The following is a 15783-nucleotide window of genomic DNA, read 5'->3' on the forward strand; positions in this document are numbered from 1 at the left end:
AGCGGGGAGTGAGACGTGACTGGCTGGCAGTTCTGGGTCGACAGGGGCGGCACCTTCACCGACATCGTCGCGCGGCGTCCGGACGGCCGGCTGCTCACCCACAAGCTCCTGTCGGACAACCCCGCGCGGTACGCCGACGCGGCCGTCGCGGGGATCCGCGAACTCCTCGCCGACACCCCCGGCGCGCCTGTGGAGGCCGTCCGCATGGGGACCACCGTCGCCACCAACGCCCTCCTGGAGCGCAAGGGCGAGCCCACCGCCCTGGTCATCACCCGCGGCTTCGGCGACGCCCTGCGCATCGCGTACCAGAACCGCCCGCACATCTTCGCGCGCGAGATCGTCCTGCCCGCCTCGCTGCACGAGCGGGTGATCGAGGTCGACGAACGCGTCACCGCAGACGGCGACTTGCTGCGCACGCCCGACCTGGAGGCCCTCGCGGGACCGCTCCAGAAGGCGTACGACGACGGGATCCGCTCCGTGGCCGTCGTCTGCCTGCACAGCCATCTGTATCCCGCGCACGAGCGGGCGATCGGCGAACTCGCCGCGCGGACCGGCTTCCCCCAGGTCTCGCTCTCCAGCGAGGTGAGCCCGCTGATGAAGCTCGTCCCGCGCGGTGACACCGCCGTCGTCGACGCCTATCTGTCGCCCGTACTGCACCGCTACGTCCAGCAGGTCGCGGACGAACTGCGGGGCGTGCGGCTGATGTTCATGCAGTCCAACGGCGGCCTCACGGAGGCCGGCCAGTTCCGCGGCAAGGACGCCATCCTGTCCGGTCCCGCCGGCGGCATCGTCGGGATGGCCCGCATGTCGCGGCGCGCGGGCTTCGACCGGGTCATCGGCTTCGACATGGGTGGCACCTCCACGGACGTGTCGCACTACGCGGGCGAGTACGAACGGGTCTTCACCACGCAGATCGCGGGGGTACGCCTGCGCGCGCCGATGCTGGACATCCACACCGTCGCCGCGGGCGGCGGCTCCGTGCTGCACTTCGACGGCAGCCGCTACCGCGTGGGCCCCGACTCGGCGGGCGCGACGCCGGGCCCGGCGAGCTACCGGGGCGGCGGACCGCTCACCGTCACCGACGCGAACGTCGCGCTCGGCCGTGTCCAACCCGCCCATTTCCCCCGCGTGTTCGGACCGGACGGCGACCAGCCGCTCGACGAGACGCTCGTCCGCGACCGCTTCGCCGCCCTGGCCCGCGACATCCGGGAGCGCACCGGCGACGACCGCACCCCGGAGCAGGTCGCCGAGGGCTATCTGCAGATCGCGGTGGCCAACATCGCGGGCGCCGTCAAGCGCATCTCGGTCCAGAAGGGCCACGACGTCACGCGCTACGCCCTGACGACGTTCGGCGGCGCGGGCGGCCAGCACGCGTGCATGGTCGCCGACTCGCTGGGCATCCGCACCGTCCTCGTACCGCCGATGGCGGGTGTGCTCTCCGCGCTCGGCATCGGCCTCGCCGACACCACGGCGATGCGCGAGCAGTCCGTGGAGGTCCGCCTCGAGCCGTCCGCGATGCCGCGCGTCCTGAAGACCGCCGACCACCTGGAGGAGGCGGCCCGCGCCGAACTCCTCGCCGAGGACGTGCCCGTGGACCGCGTACAGGTCACGCGCCGTGCCCAACTGCGCTACGACGGCACCGACACCACGCTGACCGTGCAGCTCGCCGAACCGGACGCCATGATCCGTGCGTTCGAGGACCGCCACCGCACCACCTACTCCTTCACCCTGGACCGGCCCGTCGTCGTCGAGGCCCTCTCCGTGGAGGCCACCGGAGTCACCGAGCAGCCGGATCTCTCGGTGCTGGCCGGCGAGGCCCGGCGGGGCACACCGGAGACCGTCCGCCTGCACACGGGCGGCGCCTGGCGCGACGTACTCCTGCACCGCCGCGAGCAGTTGCCGCCGGGGGAGACCGTCACCGGACCCGCGATCATCACCGAGACCAGTGCCACGACGGTCGTGGACGACGGCTGGCAGGCGGCCATGACCGACGAAGGACACCTGGTCATGGAACGCGTGGCGGAGCCCGAGGGTTCCACCGCGAGCACGGAGGCCGACCCCGTCCTCCTCGAAGTCTTCAACAACCTCTTCATGTCCATCGCCGAACAGATGGGCGCCCGCCTGGAGTCCACGGCCCAGTCGGTCAACATCAAGGAGCGCCTGGACTTTTCCTGCGCGCTCTTCGACCCGGACGGCAGTCTCGTCGCCAACGCCCCGCACATCCCCGTGCACCTGGGCTCCATGGGGACGAGCGTGAAGGAGGTCATCCGGCGCCGCGGCACGACCATGCGCCCCGGAGACACCTACGCCGTCAACGACCCTTACCACGGCGGCACTCACCTCCCCGACGTCACCGTCATCACGCCGGTCTTCGACGCTCCGGGGGAACACGGCACCCCGGGGGAGCGGATCCTCTTCTACGTGGCCTCCCGGGGGCACCACGCGGAGATCGGCGGCATCGCCCCCGGCTCCATGCCCGCCGACAGCCGCACCATCGAGGAGGAGGGCATCCTCTTCGACAACTGGCTGCTGGCGGAAGGCGGCCGGTTCCGCGAGGCCGAGACCCTGGCCCTGCTCACCGACTCCCCCTACCCCTCCCGCAACCCGGCCACCAACCTCGCCGACCTGCGCGCCCAGATCGCAGCCAATCAGAAGGGCGTCGACGAAGTCGCCCGCATGATCGGGAACTTCGGGCTCGACGTGGTCCAGGCGTATATGCGGCACGTCCAGGACAACGCCGAAGAGGCCGTACGCCGCGTCATCGACACCCTCGAAGAGGGCGAGTTCGCTTATCCAACCGACTCCGGAGCCGTCATCCGGGTGCGCGTCACGGTCGACCGCGAGAACCGCTCGGCGACCGTCGACTTCACCGGTACGTCGCCCCAGCTCGCCACGAACTTCAACGCGCCCTTCGCGGTGGTCAACGCAGCCGTCCTGTACGTCTTTCGCACCCTGGTGGCCGAGGACATCCCGCTCAACGACGGCTGTCTGCGCCCCCTGCGCATCGTCGTGCCGCCGGGCTCGCTGCTCGCCCCCGAACCGCCGGCGGCCGTCGTCGCCGGGAACGTCGAGACCTCACAGGCGATCACCGGAGCGCTGTACGGCGCCCTGGGCGTCCAGGCCGAGGGCTCCGGCACGATGAACAACGTCACCTTCGGCAACGACCGCCACCAGTACTACGAGACCGTGGCGTCGGGATCCGGGGCAGGCGACGGGTTCGACGGGGCGTCCGTCGTCCAGACCCATATGACCAACTCCCGGCTCACCGACCCCGAAGTCCTCGAGTGGCGGCTGCCCGTGCTCCTGGAGGAGTTCGCGGTGCGGCACGGCAGCGGCGGCGAAGGGCGGTGGCGCGGCGGGGACGGGGCCGTACGGCGCATCCGTTTCCGCGAGCCGATGACCGTCTCCACGCTGTCACAGCACCGCAGGGTGGCCCCGTACGGCATGGCAGGCGGCAGCCCGGGAGCGCTCGGCACGGGCCGTGTGGAGCGCGCCGACGGCGGCGTGCTCGTGCTCCACGGAAGCGACTCGGCCGACCTGGGCGCCGGCGACGTACTCGTGATCGAAACCCCTGGCGGCGGCGGATACGGACCGGCCCCGCGCGACACCACAGACGCACGTGACACCCCCGAAGCACGTGCCACCACTGATGCAGGAGAAGCGAGCGATGATCTTCAAGCGTTCTGAGCGCGGCAAGGCCCCCGTCGAGCCGGTCACGCTGAAGATCCTGGTGGCAGGCGGGTTCGGCGTCGGCAAGACGACCCTCGTCGGCGCGGTCAGCGAGATCAAACCGCTGCGCACCGAGGAGCCGCTCAGCGAGGCGGGCCGCCCCGTCGACGACACCAGCGGCGTCTCGGGCAAGCACACCACCACGGTCGCCATGGACTTCGGCCGCATCACACTCCGCGAGGACCTGGTGCTCTATGTCTTCGGCACCCCGGGGCAGGACCGCTTCTGGTTCCTCTGGGACGAGCTGGCCACGGGGGCGCTCGGCGCCGTGGTCCTCGCCGACACCCGCCGCCTGGAGGACTGCTTCGCCGCCGTCGACTACTTCGAGCGGCGCTCCATACCCTTCGTCGTCGGCGTCAACTGCTTCGACGGGGCGTCCCGTTACCCCGCCGAAGCCGTGCGCCAGGCGCTCGACCTCGACCCCGAAGTGCCCGTGCTGCTGTGCGACGCCCGCGAGCGGCAGTCCGTCAAGGAAGTCCTGATCGGCGTCGTGGAGCACGCGATGTCGGTGGCCTCCGCGGCCAGGGAGCCCGCGACCACCTGACTCCGCAGGCAGCGTCACGGCCCGTACCCCCGCCGACCGGGGTACGGGCCGCGGTCATTCTCGGCTCAGCCCGCGCCGTCCTCGTGCCAGCCGAAGCTCCGCTCCACCGCCTTGTGCCAGTTGTGGTACTCGCGGTCGCGCGACTCCGCGTCCATCACCGGCGTCCACTCCACGTCCCGCTGCCAGTGGGCCTTCAGCTCGTCCAGGTCGTTCCACACGCCGGTCGCGAGCCCGGCGGCGTACGCGGCACCCAGACACGTCGTCTCGGAGACCCGCGGCCGGATCACCGGAACGCCGAGCACATCCGCCTGGTGCTGCATCAGCAGATTGTTCTTGGTCATCCCGCCGTCCACCTTCAGGCTCCGCAGCTGCACCCCGGAGTCCTGGTACATGGCGTCGACGACCTCGCGGGTCTGCCAGCTGGTCGCCTCCAGGACGGCGCGTGCGAGGTGCGCCTTGGTCACGTACCGGGTGAGGCCGGTGACGACGCCGCGGGCGTCCGAGCGCCAGTAGGGCGCGAAGAGGCCGGAGAACGCGGGCACGATGTACGCGCCGCCGTTGTCCTCCACGCTCGCGGCGAGGGGCTCGATCTCGTCGGCGCTGCGGATGATGCCGAGCTGGTCGCGGAACCACTGCACCAGGGCGCCGGTGATCGCGATGGCCCCTTCGAGGCAGTAGACGGGTGCCTCGGAGCCGATCTTGTAGCCCATGGTCGTGAGCAGCCCGTTCTTGGAGGGGACGGGCCTGTTCCCGGTGTTGAGCAGCAGGAAACTGCCCGTTCCGTACGTGTTCTTGGCCGTCCCGGTGTCGTAGCAGGCCTGGCCGAAGATCGCCGCCTGCTGGTCGCCGAGCGCGGAGGCGACCGGCACTCCGGAGAGCTGCCCGACCGCTGTGCCGTACACCTCGGCCGACGACCTGATCTCCGGCAGGATCGCCTCGGGGACGTTCATCGCGGACAGGATCGACTGGTCCCACTGGAGCGTGGCCAGGTTCATCAGCATGGTGCGCCCGGCGTTGGTGACGTCGGTGACGTGGACGCCGCCGTCCGTGCCGCCGGTGAGGTTCCAGATCAGCCAGGAGTCGATGGTGCCGAAGGCTATCTCGCCGCGCTCGGCACGGGCCCGCAGACCGGGCACGTTGTCGAGCAGCCAGGCGGCCTTGGGCCCGGAGAAGTAGCTCGCGAGCGGCAGACCGGTCTGTTCGCGGAACCGGTCCTGGCCGTCCGCGCCGCCCAGTTCGTTGCAGAGCGCCGACGTCCGGGTGTCCTGCCAGACGATCGCGTTGTGCACCGGCTTGCCCGTCGCGCGGTCCCACAGGACCGTCGTCTCACGCTGGTTGGTGATGCCGAGGGCGCTGAGCTGGTCGGCACGCAGCCCGGCCTTGGCGATCGCCCCGGCGACCACCGCCTGCACTTTGGACCAGATCTCGGTGGCATCGTGCTCCACCCAGCCCGGCTTGGGGAAGATCTGGCGGTGCTCGCGCTGGTCGACGGCGACGATCTCGCCCGCGTGATTGAAGATGATGCAGCGGCTTGAGGTGGTGCCCTGGTCGATGGCGGCGACGAACTTCTCGGAGTTGTCCGGCATGGCTACCCCTTGAGTCAGCTTGAGTCAGAAGGCTGCGTTGTAGATGAGACCTGCGAGGGCTCCGCCGATCAGGGGCCCGGCCACGGGGATCCAGGCGTAACTCCAGTCGGATGTGCCCTTGTTCGGGATCGGCAGGAAGGTGTGCACGATGCGCGGGCCCAGGTCGCGGGCCGGGTTGATGGCGTAGCCCGTGGGCCCGCCCAGGGAGAGGCCGATGCCGACGACCAGGAAGGCGACGATGAGGACGAGCGTGCCGGACTCGCCGAGGCCCTTGGTCAGGCCGAAGGCGAGCAGCGGAAGCACCAGGCCGATCGTCGCGATGATCTCGGTGAGCAGGTTGGCGACCGGGTTACGGATCTCCGGGATGGTGGAGAAGATGCCCAGGGTCGGCAACGGCTCGTCCACGCTCTCCCCGTCGCTCTTGCCGCCGCGCGGCACATTGGCGTTGAACTGCGCGAAGTAGACGAGGTACGCGAGTACGGCACCGATCATGGCGCCGATCATCTGCCCGAGCAGATAGATCCAGACCTTGTCCCACTTCTCGGATTCGACGGCGATGCCGATCGTGACGGCCGGATTGAGATGGCCGCCGGAGAGCGGCGCGGCGGTGTACGCGCCCGCGAGCACGCCGAAGCCCCAGCCAAAGGCTATGACGATCCATCCGGAGGCTTTCGCCTTGGAATAGTTCAGGGTGACGGCGGCGCATACGCCGGCGCCGAAGAGAATCAGAATCGCGGTGCCGATGATCTCACCGACGAAGATGTCCCCATTCGAGTACATGGCGGCTCCTAGGCCCTCGCCCGGGGCGCTGGTCCCCGGTACTCCGTGCAGGGTGCGTTCCCATGACTACTGCCTGGCTACGCCCAGCGACTTCAGCCGAGGGCAGGAGTGTCCCGCGCCCCGCCCGGCATCGATGGCGAGCGTGCCGTCGCAGTCGAATCGCCCATGGGGGATGACCCGCTGAACAGGCCCTTCGTGCAGACCCTTCGCGCGTACAGGGGCCCTGAATGGCGCGGAGCCGAAGTGCGGCGATGCCGACTGACACCGGAAGTGTTCACCGGTGGTGATGGAGCGTCAAGGTCGCGGACGGCAACGGTTAACCGGCGCGATGCCTTCCTCCGTACAGACCTGCCGATGACCGGTGGCAGGACTCAGCGCACCGCCACGACGGAGGATCCGTGGCCGAACAGCCCTTGGTTCGCGGTGATCCCCACGCGCGCCCCCGGTACCTGCCGCGCCCCCGCCGCACCGCGCAACTGCCAGGTCAGCTCGCACACTTGGGCGATGGCCTGAGCGGGGACGGCCTCTCCGAAGGACGCGAGTCCGCCACTGGCATTGACCGGTATGCGACCGCCCGGAGCGGTCGCCCCCTCCCGCAGCAGCTTGGCCCCCTCGCCCTCACCACACAGCCCCAGGTCCTCGTACCACTGCAGTTCAAGAGCGGTGGACAGGTCGTACACCTCCGCCAAGGAGAGGTCGTCCGGCCCGATGTCCGCTTCCTCGTACGCGGCATGCGCGATGGAGGCACGGAAGGTCAGATCGCCCGGCGGAACGACGGCCGCCGAGTCCGTCGCGATGTCCGGCAGGTCCAGGACGGTGTTCGGGTACGTCGGCGTGACCGTGGACACGGCCCGAATTCGCACTGGGCTGGTCGCGCCGTGCCGCTGGGCGAACTCCATGCTGGAGAGCACGAGCGCCGCCGCTCCGTCGGAGGTCGCGCAGATGTCGAGCAGCCGCAGCGGGTCGGCGACCGTGGCGGACTCGGCCACTTCCTGCGCCGTGACGGTCTTGCGGTAGCGCGCGTTCGGATTGAGCGATCCCGCGGCCGCGTTCTTCACCTTGACCTGGGCGAAGTCCTCCAGTGTGTCGCCGTGCACGGCCATCCGACGGCGCGCGTAAAGGCCGAAGTAGGCGGGGTTCGTGGCGCCGAGGACGCGGAACCGGAGCCAGTCGGGGTCGTCGTGACGGTCCCCGCCCGCGGGCCGGAAGAACCCCTTGGGCGCGGCATCTGCCCCGACCACCAGGACGACATCGGCCAGGCCCGAAAGGATCTGCGTACGCGCCGTGTTGATCGCCTGGGCTCCGGAGGCGCACGCGGCGTACACGCTCGACACCCGCGCGCCCTGCCAGCCGAGCGCCTTCGCGAACGTCGCCCCCGCCACGTACCCCGGATACCCGCCGCGCACGGTGTCCGCGCCGACGACCGAACCCACCTCGCGCCAGTCGACGCCGGCGTCGGCGAGGGCCGCGCGGGCCGCCGCCGTGCCGTACTCGATGAAGCTCCGGCCCCACTTGCCCCACGGGTGCATGCCCGCGCCGAGCACCGCCACCTCGCTGGTCATGCGCTCACCCCCACCGGCCGCCAGTACCACGTCGTCCAGGTCGTCTCCGCGTCCTCGTTGAGCACGCCGGGGACGACCTCCACCTCCATGCCGACCTCCAGATCGGCGACGGTGACCCCCGGAACCGACTGTCCGAGCACCACCATGCGCTCGGCCTCGAGCTCTACAGCGATCAACGTGTAGGGACGCCAGGTGAGTTCCGGATCCGACACATAGGGCGCGGGAGGCCGGTAGCGGCTGTCGGTGTACGACCAGACGCGGCCGCGCCGCGAGAGCGGCACCTCGTCGAGCTCGCCGCCCGAGCAGCCGGGATTGCGGCAGAAGCCGTCCTCGCGGGGGAAGAAGACACAGGCGCATTCCGAGCAGCGCGTGCCCAGAAGACGGAAGCTGTCTCCCTCCCCGGCGAACCAGTCGGCCACCACGGGAGTACGCGTACGCGACAAGGCTCCTCCACGACACTGGATCTGACGGAACGTCAGAAGTGTGCCACGGGCAACCGGATCCCGTCAGTAGCGCTGCAGTTCCTACTTCCCGTTCAGTGAGCGGCGCGCCACGGGGAAGTCGAAGTAGGTGTCGGGGAAGAGCTCGGGCTTGAAGGTGAAGTGCCACCACTCCTCGCGGAGGTTCACGAACCCGACATCCGTCAGCGCGCCCCGCAGCAGATCCCGGTTGGCCCGCTGCTCACCGGTGATGCGCGGGTCGTCCGTGTGGGAGAGGGTGTCGAAGCAGTCGAACCCCGTCCCCATGTCCACGGAGTTGTCGGGGAAGCGCTCGTCCTGGGGTCCGTAGCAGGGTGCGAGCGCCTCTCCGGGGACGTAGGGGCGCGTGGGCAGGGCGGGCAGCTTCACGACCGTCAGATCGAGCGTAGAGCCGCGGCTGTGCCCGGACTTCGCGGCGATGTAACCGTCCTCGAACAGCCGCGACTTGTCGACATGGGGATAGAACTCCGCCTTCATGCGCTCGTCGTCGAGGTCCTCGGCCCAGCGCACGAACTGGTCGACGGCCCGCTGTGGCCGGTAACAGTCGTACACCTTCAGGGAGTAGCCCTGGCGCAGCAGCTTGCGCTGGGCTTTGTGCAGCGCCTTGGCCGCCGGATCCGTGAGGATGCACATCGGCTTCTTGTAGCCGTCGATGGGCTCGCCCACGAAGTTGTGCGGCGTGATGTAGCGCATCTCCTGGATGATCGTCGGGTCGACGTCGCGCAACGCCACGAACCCGTCAGGGGCCTTGGGTTCGGGCTTCGCGTGGGCGGGTGCGGAGGTGGCGGCCACGGCAAGGAGAGCGGTGGCGGTGACGGCGAGATTCCGCGGGGCGGAGGCGATTCCTGTCATGAACCCTGCATCTATCAGGATCAGGTCCCCGAGCGAAAGACCGCACCAGGGCGATCGGATACAGTCCGCGGCGTGTCCGCATCCCAGCACCGCGCCAACCCCGTTCCGGACTCCCACTGTTCGAGCTGCGGGGCGCCCTACGGAGAGCACCTGACCGGCTGGCCCCGCACCTGCCAGGACTGCGGCGCCGTGGCCTACCGCAATCCGCTGCCCGTAGCGGTGGCCCTTCAGCCCGTGTACGACACCAAGGGCACCGCCCTGGTCGTCGTGACCCGCACCATCGCCCCCGCGCGCGGGGGAGTCGCCCTCCCCGGAGGCTTCATCGACGACCGGGAGGACTGGCGGCACGCCGTCGTCCGCGAGCTCAAGGAGGAGACGGGCATCAGCGCGGCGAGCCACGACGTCCGCCTAGCCGATGCGCTGAGCGCGCCCGACGGATACCTGCTGCTCTTCGGCCTGCTCCCGGAGCGCCCGGCGGCGGAGCTGCCCCGCTCCGCCCCGACGGACGAGACGGACGGCTGGCACCTCCTCCACCGCCCGGCCGAACTCGCCTTCCCTCTGCACACGCTGGCGGTGCGCGCCTGGTTCGACGGGCGCTACTGACGCCCTGGGCGGGCCGTCGCCGATGGCTACGGGGAAGCCTGCGCCACACCTCGGACCGTCACCGGCAGCCCCACATCGCCCGCGGCCTCCTCGCCGTCCCTGCCGTCCCGTTCGATCACCACACGCCCGTCGATCCACCGCGCGGCGAACCGCTCGATGTCCGGCTCCTGCCACCCGTCACCGGCGTCCCTGATCACCAGGCCGCCACCGGTACGCCCCGGAGCGGGCGCCCACACCTCCAGTTCGAGCCCTCCGTCGGCGCCCCGCACCGGCAGCACCGCACCGGCCCGCGCGAGCACCGGCACCCGGGAGAGCGGCGCCTCCAGGAGCACCCGGGCAGGTCCTTCGTACGCCTTCCCGGTGGCCGTGTCGTACCAACGTCCCCGAGGCAGCCGCACCGTGCGGCGGACGGCTCCCGGCTCGAGCACCGGCGCCACCAGGAGACAGTCCCCGAGCAGGAACGCGTCCTCGCAGTCACGCAGCCCCCGGTCCTCCGGACTGCCCCACCACAAGGGCCGCACGTACGGCGTCCCCGTACGCCGCGCCAGGTGCGACAGCGTCACGAAGTACGGCAGCAGCCGCCGGCGCTCGACGAGCGCCACGCGCGCGTGCTCCAGCACGTCGGGGCCGAACTCCCAGGGCTCCCTGCGCCCGGCCCGCAGCGCCGCGTGCGTACGGAACAGCGGTAGATACGCCCCCAGTTGGAACCACCGCAGATACAGCTCGGGCGACGGATGGCCGTCGAACCCGCCCACGTCGGGTCCCGAATACGGAACACCGCACAGCCCCAGACCGAGGACCAGCGCCAGCGAGGCCCGCAGGCCCGGCCAGCCCGTGGCGACATCCCCGGACCAGGTCCCTCCGTAGCGCTGCATCCCCGCCCACCCGGAGCGCGAGAACACGAACGGCCTCTCCTGGGGATGCAGTTCACGCAGCCCCTCGTACCCGGCACGGGCCATGCCGAGGCCGTACACGTTGTGCGCCTCCCGATGGTCGCCGCCGCGCCCCTCCAACGCGTGCCGGGCCGAACGCGGCAGCGTCGGCTCCCCGAAGGCGGCGAACGACACCGGCTCGTTCATGTCGTGCCAGAAGCCCGCGAAACCCTGCGCCAGACGCTCCTTGTAGAGCCCGCCCCACCACTCGCGCACCCGTGCGTCGGTGAAGTCCGGAAACACCGCCTCACCCGGCCAGACGACCCCGCGCACCGTCCGCCCCGCCGCGTCCCGCACAAACGCGTCGGACGTGGTGCCGCTGTCGTACACCTCGTTGCCCCGTTCGGCCTTCACCGCCGGGTCGACGATCGACACCAGCCGCACACCGCCTTCGAGCAACTCGTCGGCCAGCTGCGGCAAATGGGGATAGGTCTCCTTGTCGACGGTGAACACCTGATGCGCTTCGTAGTGGTCGATGTCCAGATGGACGGCGTCCAGCGGCAGCTCCCGATCCCGGTAGCCCGCCACGATCCGCCGCACCTCCTGCTCACCGCCGAAGCCCCAGCGGGCGTGGTGGTGCCCGAGCGCCCAGGCGGGCGGCAGCGCCGGCGGCCCCGTCAGGGACGCCCAGGTGTGCAGCACGCGCGCGGGAGTGCCCACCATGACCCAGCACCGCAGCGGCCCGCCCGCCATGCGCACCTCGCACGAACCCAGCCGGTCGTGCCCCGATCCCGCACCCTCCTGGCCCTCGCGCACCGCCACGGTCCCGTCCCACGTGTTGTCGTGGAAGACCAGATGGCAGCCGACATCGGCCGCCACCAGCTGCACGGGCATGGTGATGTACAGCGGTCCGTCGCCTGGCCCGAACGCACCCCCGGGGTCGGAGTTCCACAGCCGGTACGTCCCGTCCCGCAGCCGCGGCCCCTGCGCACGCCCCCCGAGCCCGAAGAACCGCGCGTCCGCCGCCACTTGCGACCGCTGGAACCAGCGCGCCGCGCCCCCGCCGACCGGCTCCCACCAGCGCGGTGGCAGATCACGGCGCAGCATGAGACCGCCGGGTGTGCGCAGCTCGACGGCACCGTGCCGCGAGATGACAACCGTCGCCCGCTCCGACACCACCCGCCAGCCGCCCTCCTTGTCGGGCTCGAGGACGGCCCGCGGATCCGCCTCGGGACTCCCGTTCACCAACGCGTACGAAGGATCGGGCTCCGCCCCGTCCCACCCCCAGAAGATGGCCCCGCCCGTCGTGACCCGCACCCGCAGCTCGGAACGGGCGAACCGCACGACCCCGCCTCCGGGCCCCGGCTCGACGCCCGTCATCGGACCGGGCACCCGCGCGCGCTCGACACCCCGGGGGGTGAGCCCGGCCGCGTCCGCCCTTTTCATCCGCCAAGAGGACCGCACCGTACGCAACCCCTGCGCCGTACCGACCAAACCGACCGCCTTCATCGAACGCACCAGGTCACGACCGTTCATGCTGCTCACCCTGCCACCGAAGAAGCCGCGTGTGTGGATCGTTCAACTGCCGTTCACCTGGGGTGACGGCACACAGTCGCCGCGCCGACTGTGTGAGGCTCACCCTGGTGCCGAAATCGATCACATGGCATCGTCCTTTTCAGCCGTGTCGCGCGCACACCAGCACGCGCGCACCACACACGCATACGACGCGTACAGCCCGGGAGCCGCCCCATGTCCTCAGCGAACCCTTCAGCGCTCTGGCAGCCCGACCAGGATCGGATCGCCGGCGCGCGGATCACGCGCTTCCAGGCGTGGGCCGCCGAGCACCACGGAGCGCCCGCCGACGGAGGCTACGCGGCATTGCACCGCTGGTCGGTGACGGAACTGGACACGTTCTGGAAGGCCGTGACCGACTGGTTCGACGTACGGTTCTCGACGCCCTACGCGCGCGTGCTCGGCGACCGCTCCATGCCGGGCGCCGAATGGTTCCCCGGGGCCACGCTCAATTACGCCGAACACGCCCTGCGCGCCGCGGAGGATCCCACGCGCGCGGGCGACCCCGCCCTCCTCCATGTTGACGAGACCCACGAGCCGGTACCGGTGACCTGGGCAGAGCTGCGCCGCCAGGTCGGCTCCCTGGCGGCGGAGCTGCGCGCACTCGGCGTACGCCCCGGAGACCGCGTCAGCGGCTACGTCCCGAACATTCCGCAGGCCGTCGTCGCCTTCCTGGCCACCGCCGCCGTCGGCGCCGTCTGGACCTCCTGCGCCCCGGACTTCGGCGCCCGCAGCGTCCTTGACCGCTTCCAGCAGGTCGAACCGGTCATCCTGTTCACCGTCGACGGCTACCGCTACGGCGGAAAGGAACACGACCGCCGCGACGCCGTGGCCGAGCTGCGCCGCGAACTGCCCACCCTGCGCGCCGTCATCCACATCCCGCTGCTTGGCACCGAGGCCCCCGAAGGCGCCCTGGAGTGGTCCGCACTCACCGCATCGGACACCGCCCCCGTCTTCGAACCGGTGTCCTTCGACCACCCCCTGTGGGTGCTCTACTCGTCCGGCACGACGGGGCTGCCCAAGGCCATCGTCCAGTCCCAGGGCGGCATCCTCGTCGAACACCTCAAGCAGCTCGGCCTGCACTGCGACCTGGGCCCCGACGACCGCTTCTTCTGGTACACGTCCACCGGCTGGATGATGTGGAACTTCCTCGTCTCCGGCCTCCTCACGGGCACCACGATCGTCCTCTACGACGGCAGCCCCGGCTATCCCGACACCGGCGCCCAGTGGCGCATCGCCGAACGCACGGGGGCCACCCTCTTCGGCACCTCCGCCGCGTACGTCATGGCGTGCCGCAAAGCGGGCGTGCACCCGGCCCGCGACTTCGACCTCTCGCGCGTCCAGTGCGTCGCCACCACCGGCTCCCCGCTGCCGCCCGACGGATTCCGCTGGCTGCACGACGAGTTCGCGGACAGGCCGGGCGGCCTCTGGATGGCTTCCGTCAGCGGCGGCACGGACGTGTGCTCCTGCTTCGCCGGCGCCGTGCCGACCCTGCCCGTCCACATCGGCGAACTCCAGGCCCCCGGCCTCGGCACCGACCTCCAGTCCTGGGACCCTCAAGGCAAGCCCCTCATCGACGAGGTCGGCGAACTCGTGGTCACCAACCCGATGCCGTCCATGCCGATCCACTTCTGGAACGACCCCGACGGCAGCCGCTACCACGACAGCTACTTCGACACCTATCCCGGAGTGTGGCGCCACGGCGACTGGATCACCCTGACCTCGCGCGGCTCGGTCGTGATCCACGGCCGCTCCGACTCCACGCTCAACCGCCAAGGCGTACGCATGGGTTCGGCCGACATCTACGAGGTCGTCGAACGCCTCCCGGAGATCCGCGAATCCCTCGTCATCGGCGTCGAAGAACCCGAAGGCGGCTACTGGATGCCGCTCTTCATCCACCTCGCCGCAGGCGCCACCCTCGACGACGCTCTGCGTGACCGCATCAAGCAGTCAATCCGCACACAGCTCTCCCCGCGCCACGTGCCCGACGAGATCATCGAGGTCCCCGGCATCCCGCACACCCTCACCGGCAAGCGCATCGAGGTCCCGGTCAAGCGCCTGCTCCAAGGCGCCACACTGGACAAGGCGGTCAACGCGGGATCGGTGGACAACCTCGAACTGCTCCGCTTCTACGAGGAACTGGGCCGCCGACGCTCATGATCAACTCCCGTCCCGCGGCCGTTGTCAGTGCCTCCCGTTACCGTGAGTGAGCATTGATCAACAGATCGCAGGGGGAATCATGGGCCGCACGCAACAAAGCACCATGCGACGCGCACTGCGCCGCGAAGTCGCCGGAACCATCGGTCTGTTGGCCGACGAGGAAGACTTCGCGGCGATGCGCCGCTACCGCACCTTCACGTTCGACGACCACACCACCTACCTGAGCCAGGCCGAAGGCCTGCTCCGCTCCCTCGCCTCCGACGGCCGGCACACCACCATCGCGCTCTTCGACCCAGAGGAGTACGAGGAGTACTGCGCAGACAGCGGCCTGGAACCGGACGCACCGGCCAGCCGTACCCGCTTCACCGCCGAGCTGGCCTCCACCGGGCCCACCGTCCCCTACGACGGCCAGTCGCTCTCGGACCTCCTGCCCGACCTCGTCGACGAGGCGGTCCGCCAGGCCACCTGGGAGTACGCCACGATGCTCCTGGCCGGGCTCGGCGCGTGCGCGGTCTGCGGCGAGGACATCGGCAGGGCCGCCTTCGACCGGGCATCGGACCTGCTCGTCCGGCTCCTGGAAACCACCGGCCCCGGCACCCGGCACCTGGTCTGCAGCCTGCCCGCCGCCCAGGAGACTCTCCTCGCCGCGCTGCACGTCGAACAGGACACCGAGGCCATCACACGGCTCGACGAAACCGAAGCCCTGGAGTTCACCACGGTCCTCGCCGTCGGCATCGCCACCCACGGCGCCGCGGGCCTGGTGATGCGCACGACCGCCGACGGCAGGCCGGACCGCGTCCAAGGCTGGCGCCTGCACGGCGAGCGCCTGCTGCCCCTCACCGCGGCCGAAGTCTTCGACGCGTACTGCACGGACGCCATCTCGGGCGACCTCGTCGCCCCGGAATCCGGCGTCGACTACTGCGCGGCACCGCCCATCGGAGACGACGCGACCGAAGGGGGACACCGCCACTGAACGCCCGAGGGGCGCCCCACCCGCATCGGATGGAACGCCCCTCGCACTTCACACAGCGGACCAAGCGGCCC

Annotated in this window: 11 protein-coding genes; 5 read left to right on the forward strand and 6 right to left on the reverse strand. The window is 70.6% G+C overall.

The features are described 5' to 3' along the window. The first annotated feature begins 15 nt into the window (after positions 1-15). Both OG453_RS19035 and OG453_RS19040 read left to right on the forward strand, forming a co-directional pair. Complete coding sequence (locus OG453_RS19035) at positions 16-3687, forward strand: hydantoinase B/oxoprolinase family protein (RefSeq protein WP_266869119.1); 3672 nt, start codon at positions 16-18, stop codon at positions 3685-3687. Continuing rightward, the gene (locus OG453_RS19040; protein WP_266869120.1) at positions 3668-4273 is read left to right on the forward strand and encodes an ATP/GTP-binding protein; all 606 of its coding nucleotides are present in this window, start codon (positions 3668-3670) and stop codon (positions 4271-4273) included. Before OG453_RS19035 ends, OG453_RS19040 begins: the two co-directional genes overlap by 20 nt. Before the next feature lie 65 nt (positions 4274-4338). Here OG453_RS19040 and glpK read toward each other — a convergent pair whose 3' ends face one another. The 5 genes from glpK to OG453_RS19065 all read right to left on the reverse strand — a co-directional run bounded on the left by glpK (position 4339) and on the right by OG453_RS19065 (position 9532). Continuing rightward, positions 4339-5859 carry a glycerol kinase GlpK gene (glpK, locus tag OG453_RS19045; RefSeq protein WP_266869121.1) on the reverse strand — a complete coding sequence of 507 codons (1521 nt, stop codon included), beginning with the start codon at positions 5857-5859 and terminating at the stop codon, positions 4339-4341. A gap of 24 nt (positions 5860-5883) precedes the next feature. After that, positions 5884-6639: an MIP/aquaporin family protein gene (locus tag OG453_RS19050; protein WP_266869122.1), complete on the reverse strand. Its 756-nt coding sequence runs from the start codon at positions 6637-6639 to the stop codon at positions 5884-5886. A 371-nt stretch (positions 6640-7010) separates the two neighbouring features. Next, on the reverse strand, positions 7011-8201 hold the full coding sequence (locus OG453_RS19055; protein ID WP_266869123.1) for a lipid-transfer protein: 1191 nt from the start codon (positions 8199-8201) through the stop codon (positions 7011-7013). After that, complete coding sequence (locus OG453_RS19060; RefSeq protein WP_266869927.1) at positions 8198-8623, reverse strand: Zn-ribbon domain-containing OB-fold protein; 426 nt, start codon at positions 8621-8623, stop codon at positions 8198-8200. Before OG453_RS19060 ends, OG453_RS19055 begins: the two co-directional genes overlap by 4 nt. A gap of 102 nt (positions 8624-8725) precedes the next feature. Continuing rightward, positions 8726-9532 (reverse strand): M15 family metallopeptidase, encoded by an 807-nt coding sequence (locus OG453_RS19065; protein WP_266869124.1) that lies wholly within the window; start codon positions 9530-9532, stop codon positions 8726-8728. Positions 9533-9604: 72 nt separating this feature from the next. Between OG453_RS19065 and OG453_RS19070 the strand changes: the two genes are divergently transcribed. Beyond that, positions 9605-10135: an NUDIX domain-containing protein gene (locus tag OG453_RS19070; protein WP_266869125.1), complete on the forward strand. Its 531-nt coding sequence runs from the start codon at positions 9605-9607 to the stop codon at positions 10133-10135. A 26-nt stretch (positions 10136-10161) separates the two neighbouring features. Here the strand turns inward: OG453_RS19070 and OG453_RS19075 are convergent, their stop codons facing one another. After that, positions 10162-12543 (reverse strand): TIM-barrel domain-containing protein, encoded by a 2382-nt coding sequence (locus OG453_RS19075; protein WP_266869127.1) that lies wholly within the window; start codon positions 12541-12543, stop codon positions 10162-10164. Positions 12544-12756: 213 nt separating this feature from the next. On the opposite strand from OG453_RS19075, the gene OG453_RS19080 reads away from it, so the two are divergent. Next, entirely contained in the window at positions 12757-14739 is a 1983-nt protein-coding gene (locus OG453_RS19080) for an acetoacetate--CoA ligase (RefSeq protein WP_266869128.1), read from the forward strand. Positions 14740-14818: 79 nt separating this feature from the next. Next, positions 14819-15712 (forward strand): hypothetical protein, encoded by an 894-nt coding sequence (locus tag OG453_RS19085; protein WP_266869129.1) that lies wholly within the window; start codon positions 14819-14821, stop codon positions 15710-15712. Positions 15713-15783: the final 71 nt, after the last annotated feature.

Origin of the sequence: Streptomyces sp. NBC_01381 (assembly GCF_026340305.1) — a bacterium.
In the GTDB taxonomy this organism is placed as follows: Bacteria; Actinomycetota; Actinomycetes; order Streptomycetales; family Streptomycetaceae; genus Streptomyces.

What these genes read in the sequence shown, in the direction of transcription:
- OG453_RS19040 (WP_266869120.1), top strand. Translation starts at nt 3,668, where the DNA reads ATGATCTTCAAGCGTTCTGAGCGCGGCAAGGCCCCCGTCGAGCCGGTC.
- glpK (WP_266869121.1), bottom strand. Translation starts at nt 5,859, where the DNA reads ATGCCGGACAACTCCGAGAAGTTCGTCGCCGCCATCGACCAGGGCACC.
- OG453_RS19050 (WP_266869122.1), bottom strand. Translation starts at nt 6,639, where the DNA reads ATGTACTCGAATGGGGACATCTTCGTCGGTGAGATCATCGGCACCGCG.
- OG453_RS19055 (WP_266869123.1), bottom strand. Translation starts at nt 8,201, where the DNA reads ATGACCAGCGAGGTGGCGGTGCTCGGCGCGGGCATGCACCCGTGGGGC.
- OG453_RS19065 (WP_266869124.1), bottom strand. Translation starts at nt 9,532, where the DNA reads ATGACAGGAATCGCCTCCGCCCCGCGGAATCTCGCCGTCACCGCCACC.
- OG453_RS19075 (WP_266869127.1), bottom strand. Translation starts at nt 12,543, where the DNA reads ATGAACGGTCGTGACCTGGTGCGTTCGATGAAGGCGGTCGGTTTGGTC.
- OG453_RS19080 (WP_266869128.1), top strand. Translation starts at nt 12,757, where the DNA reads ATGTCCTCAGCGAACCCTTCAGCGCTCTGGCAGCCCGACCAGGATCGG.
- OG453_RS19085 (WP_266869129.1), top strand. Translation starts at nt 14,819, where the DNA reads ATGGGCCGCACGCAACAAAGCACCATGCGACGCGCACTGCGCCGCGAA.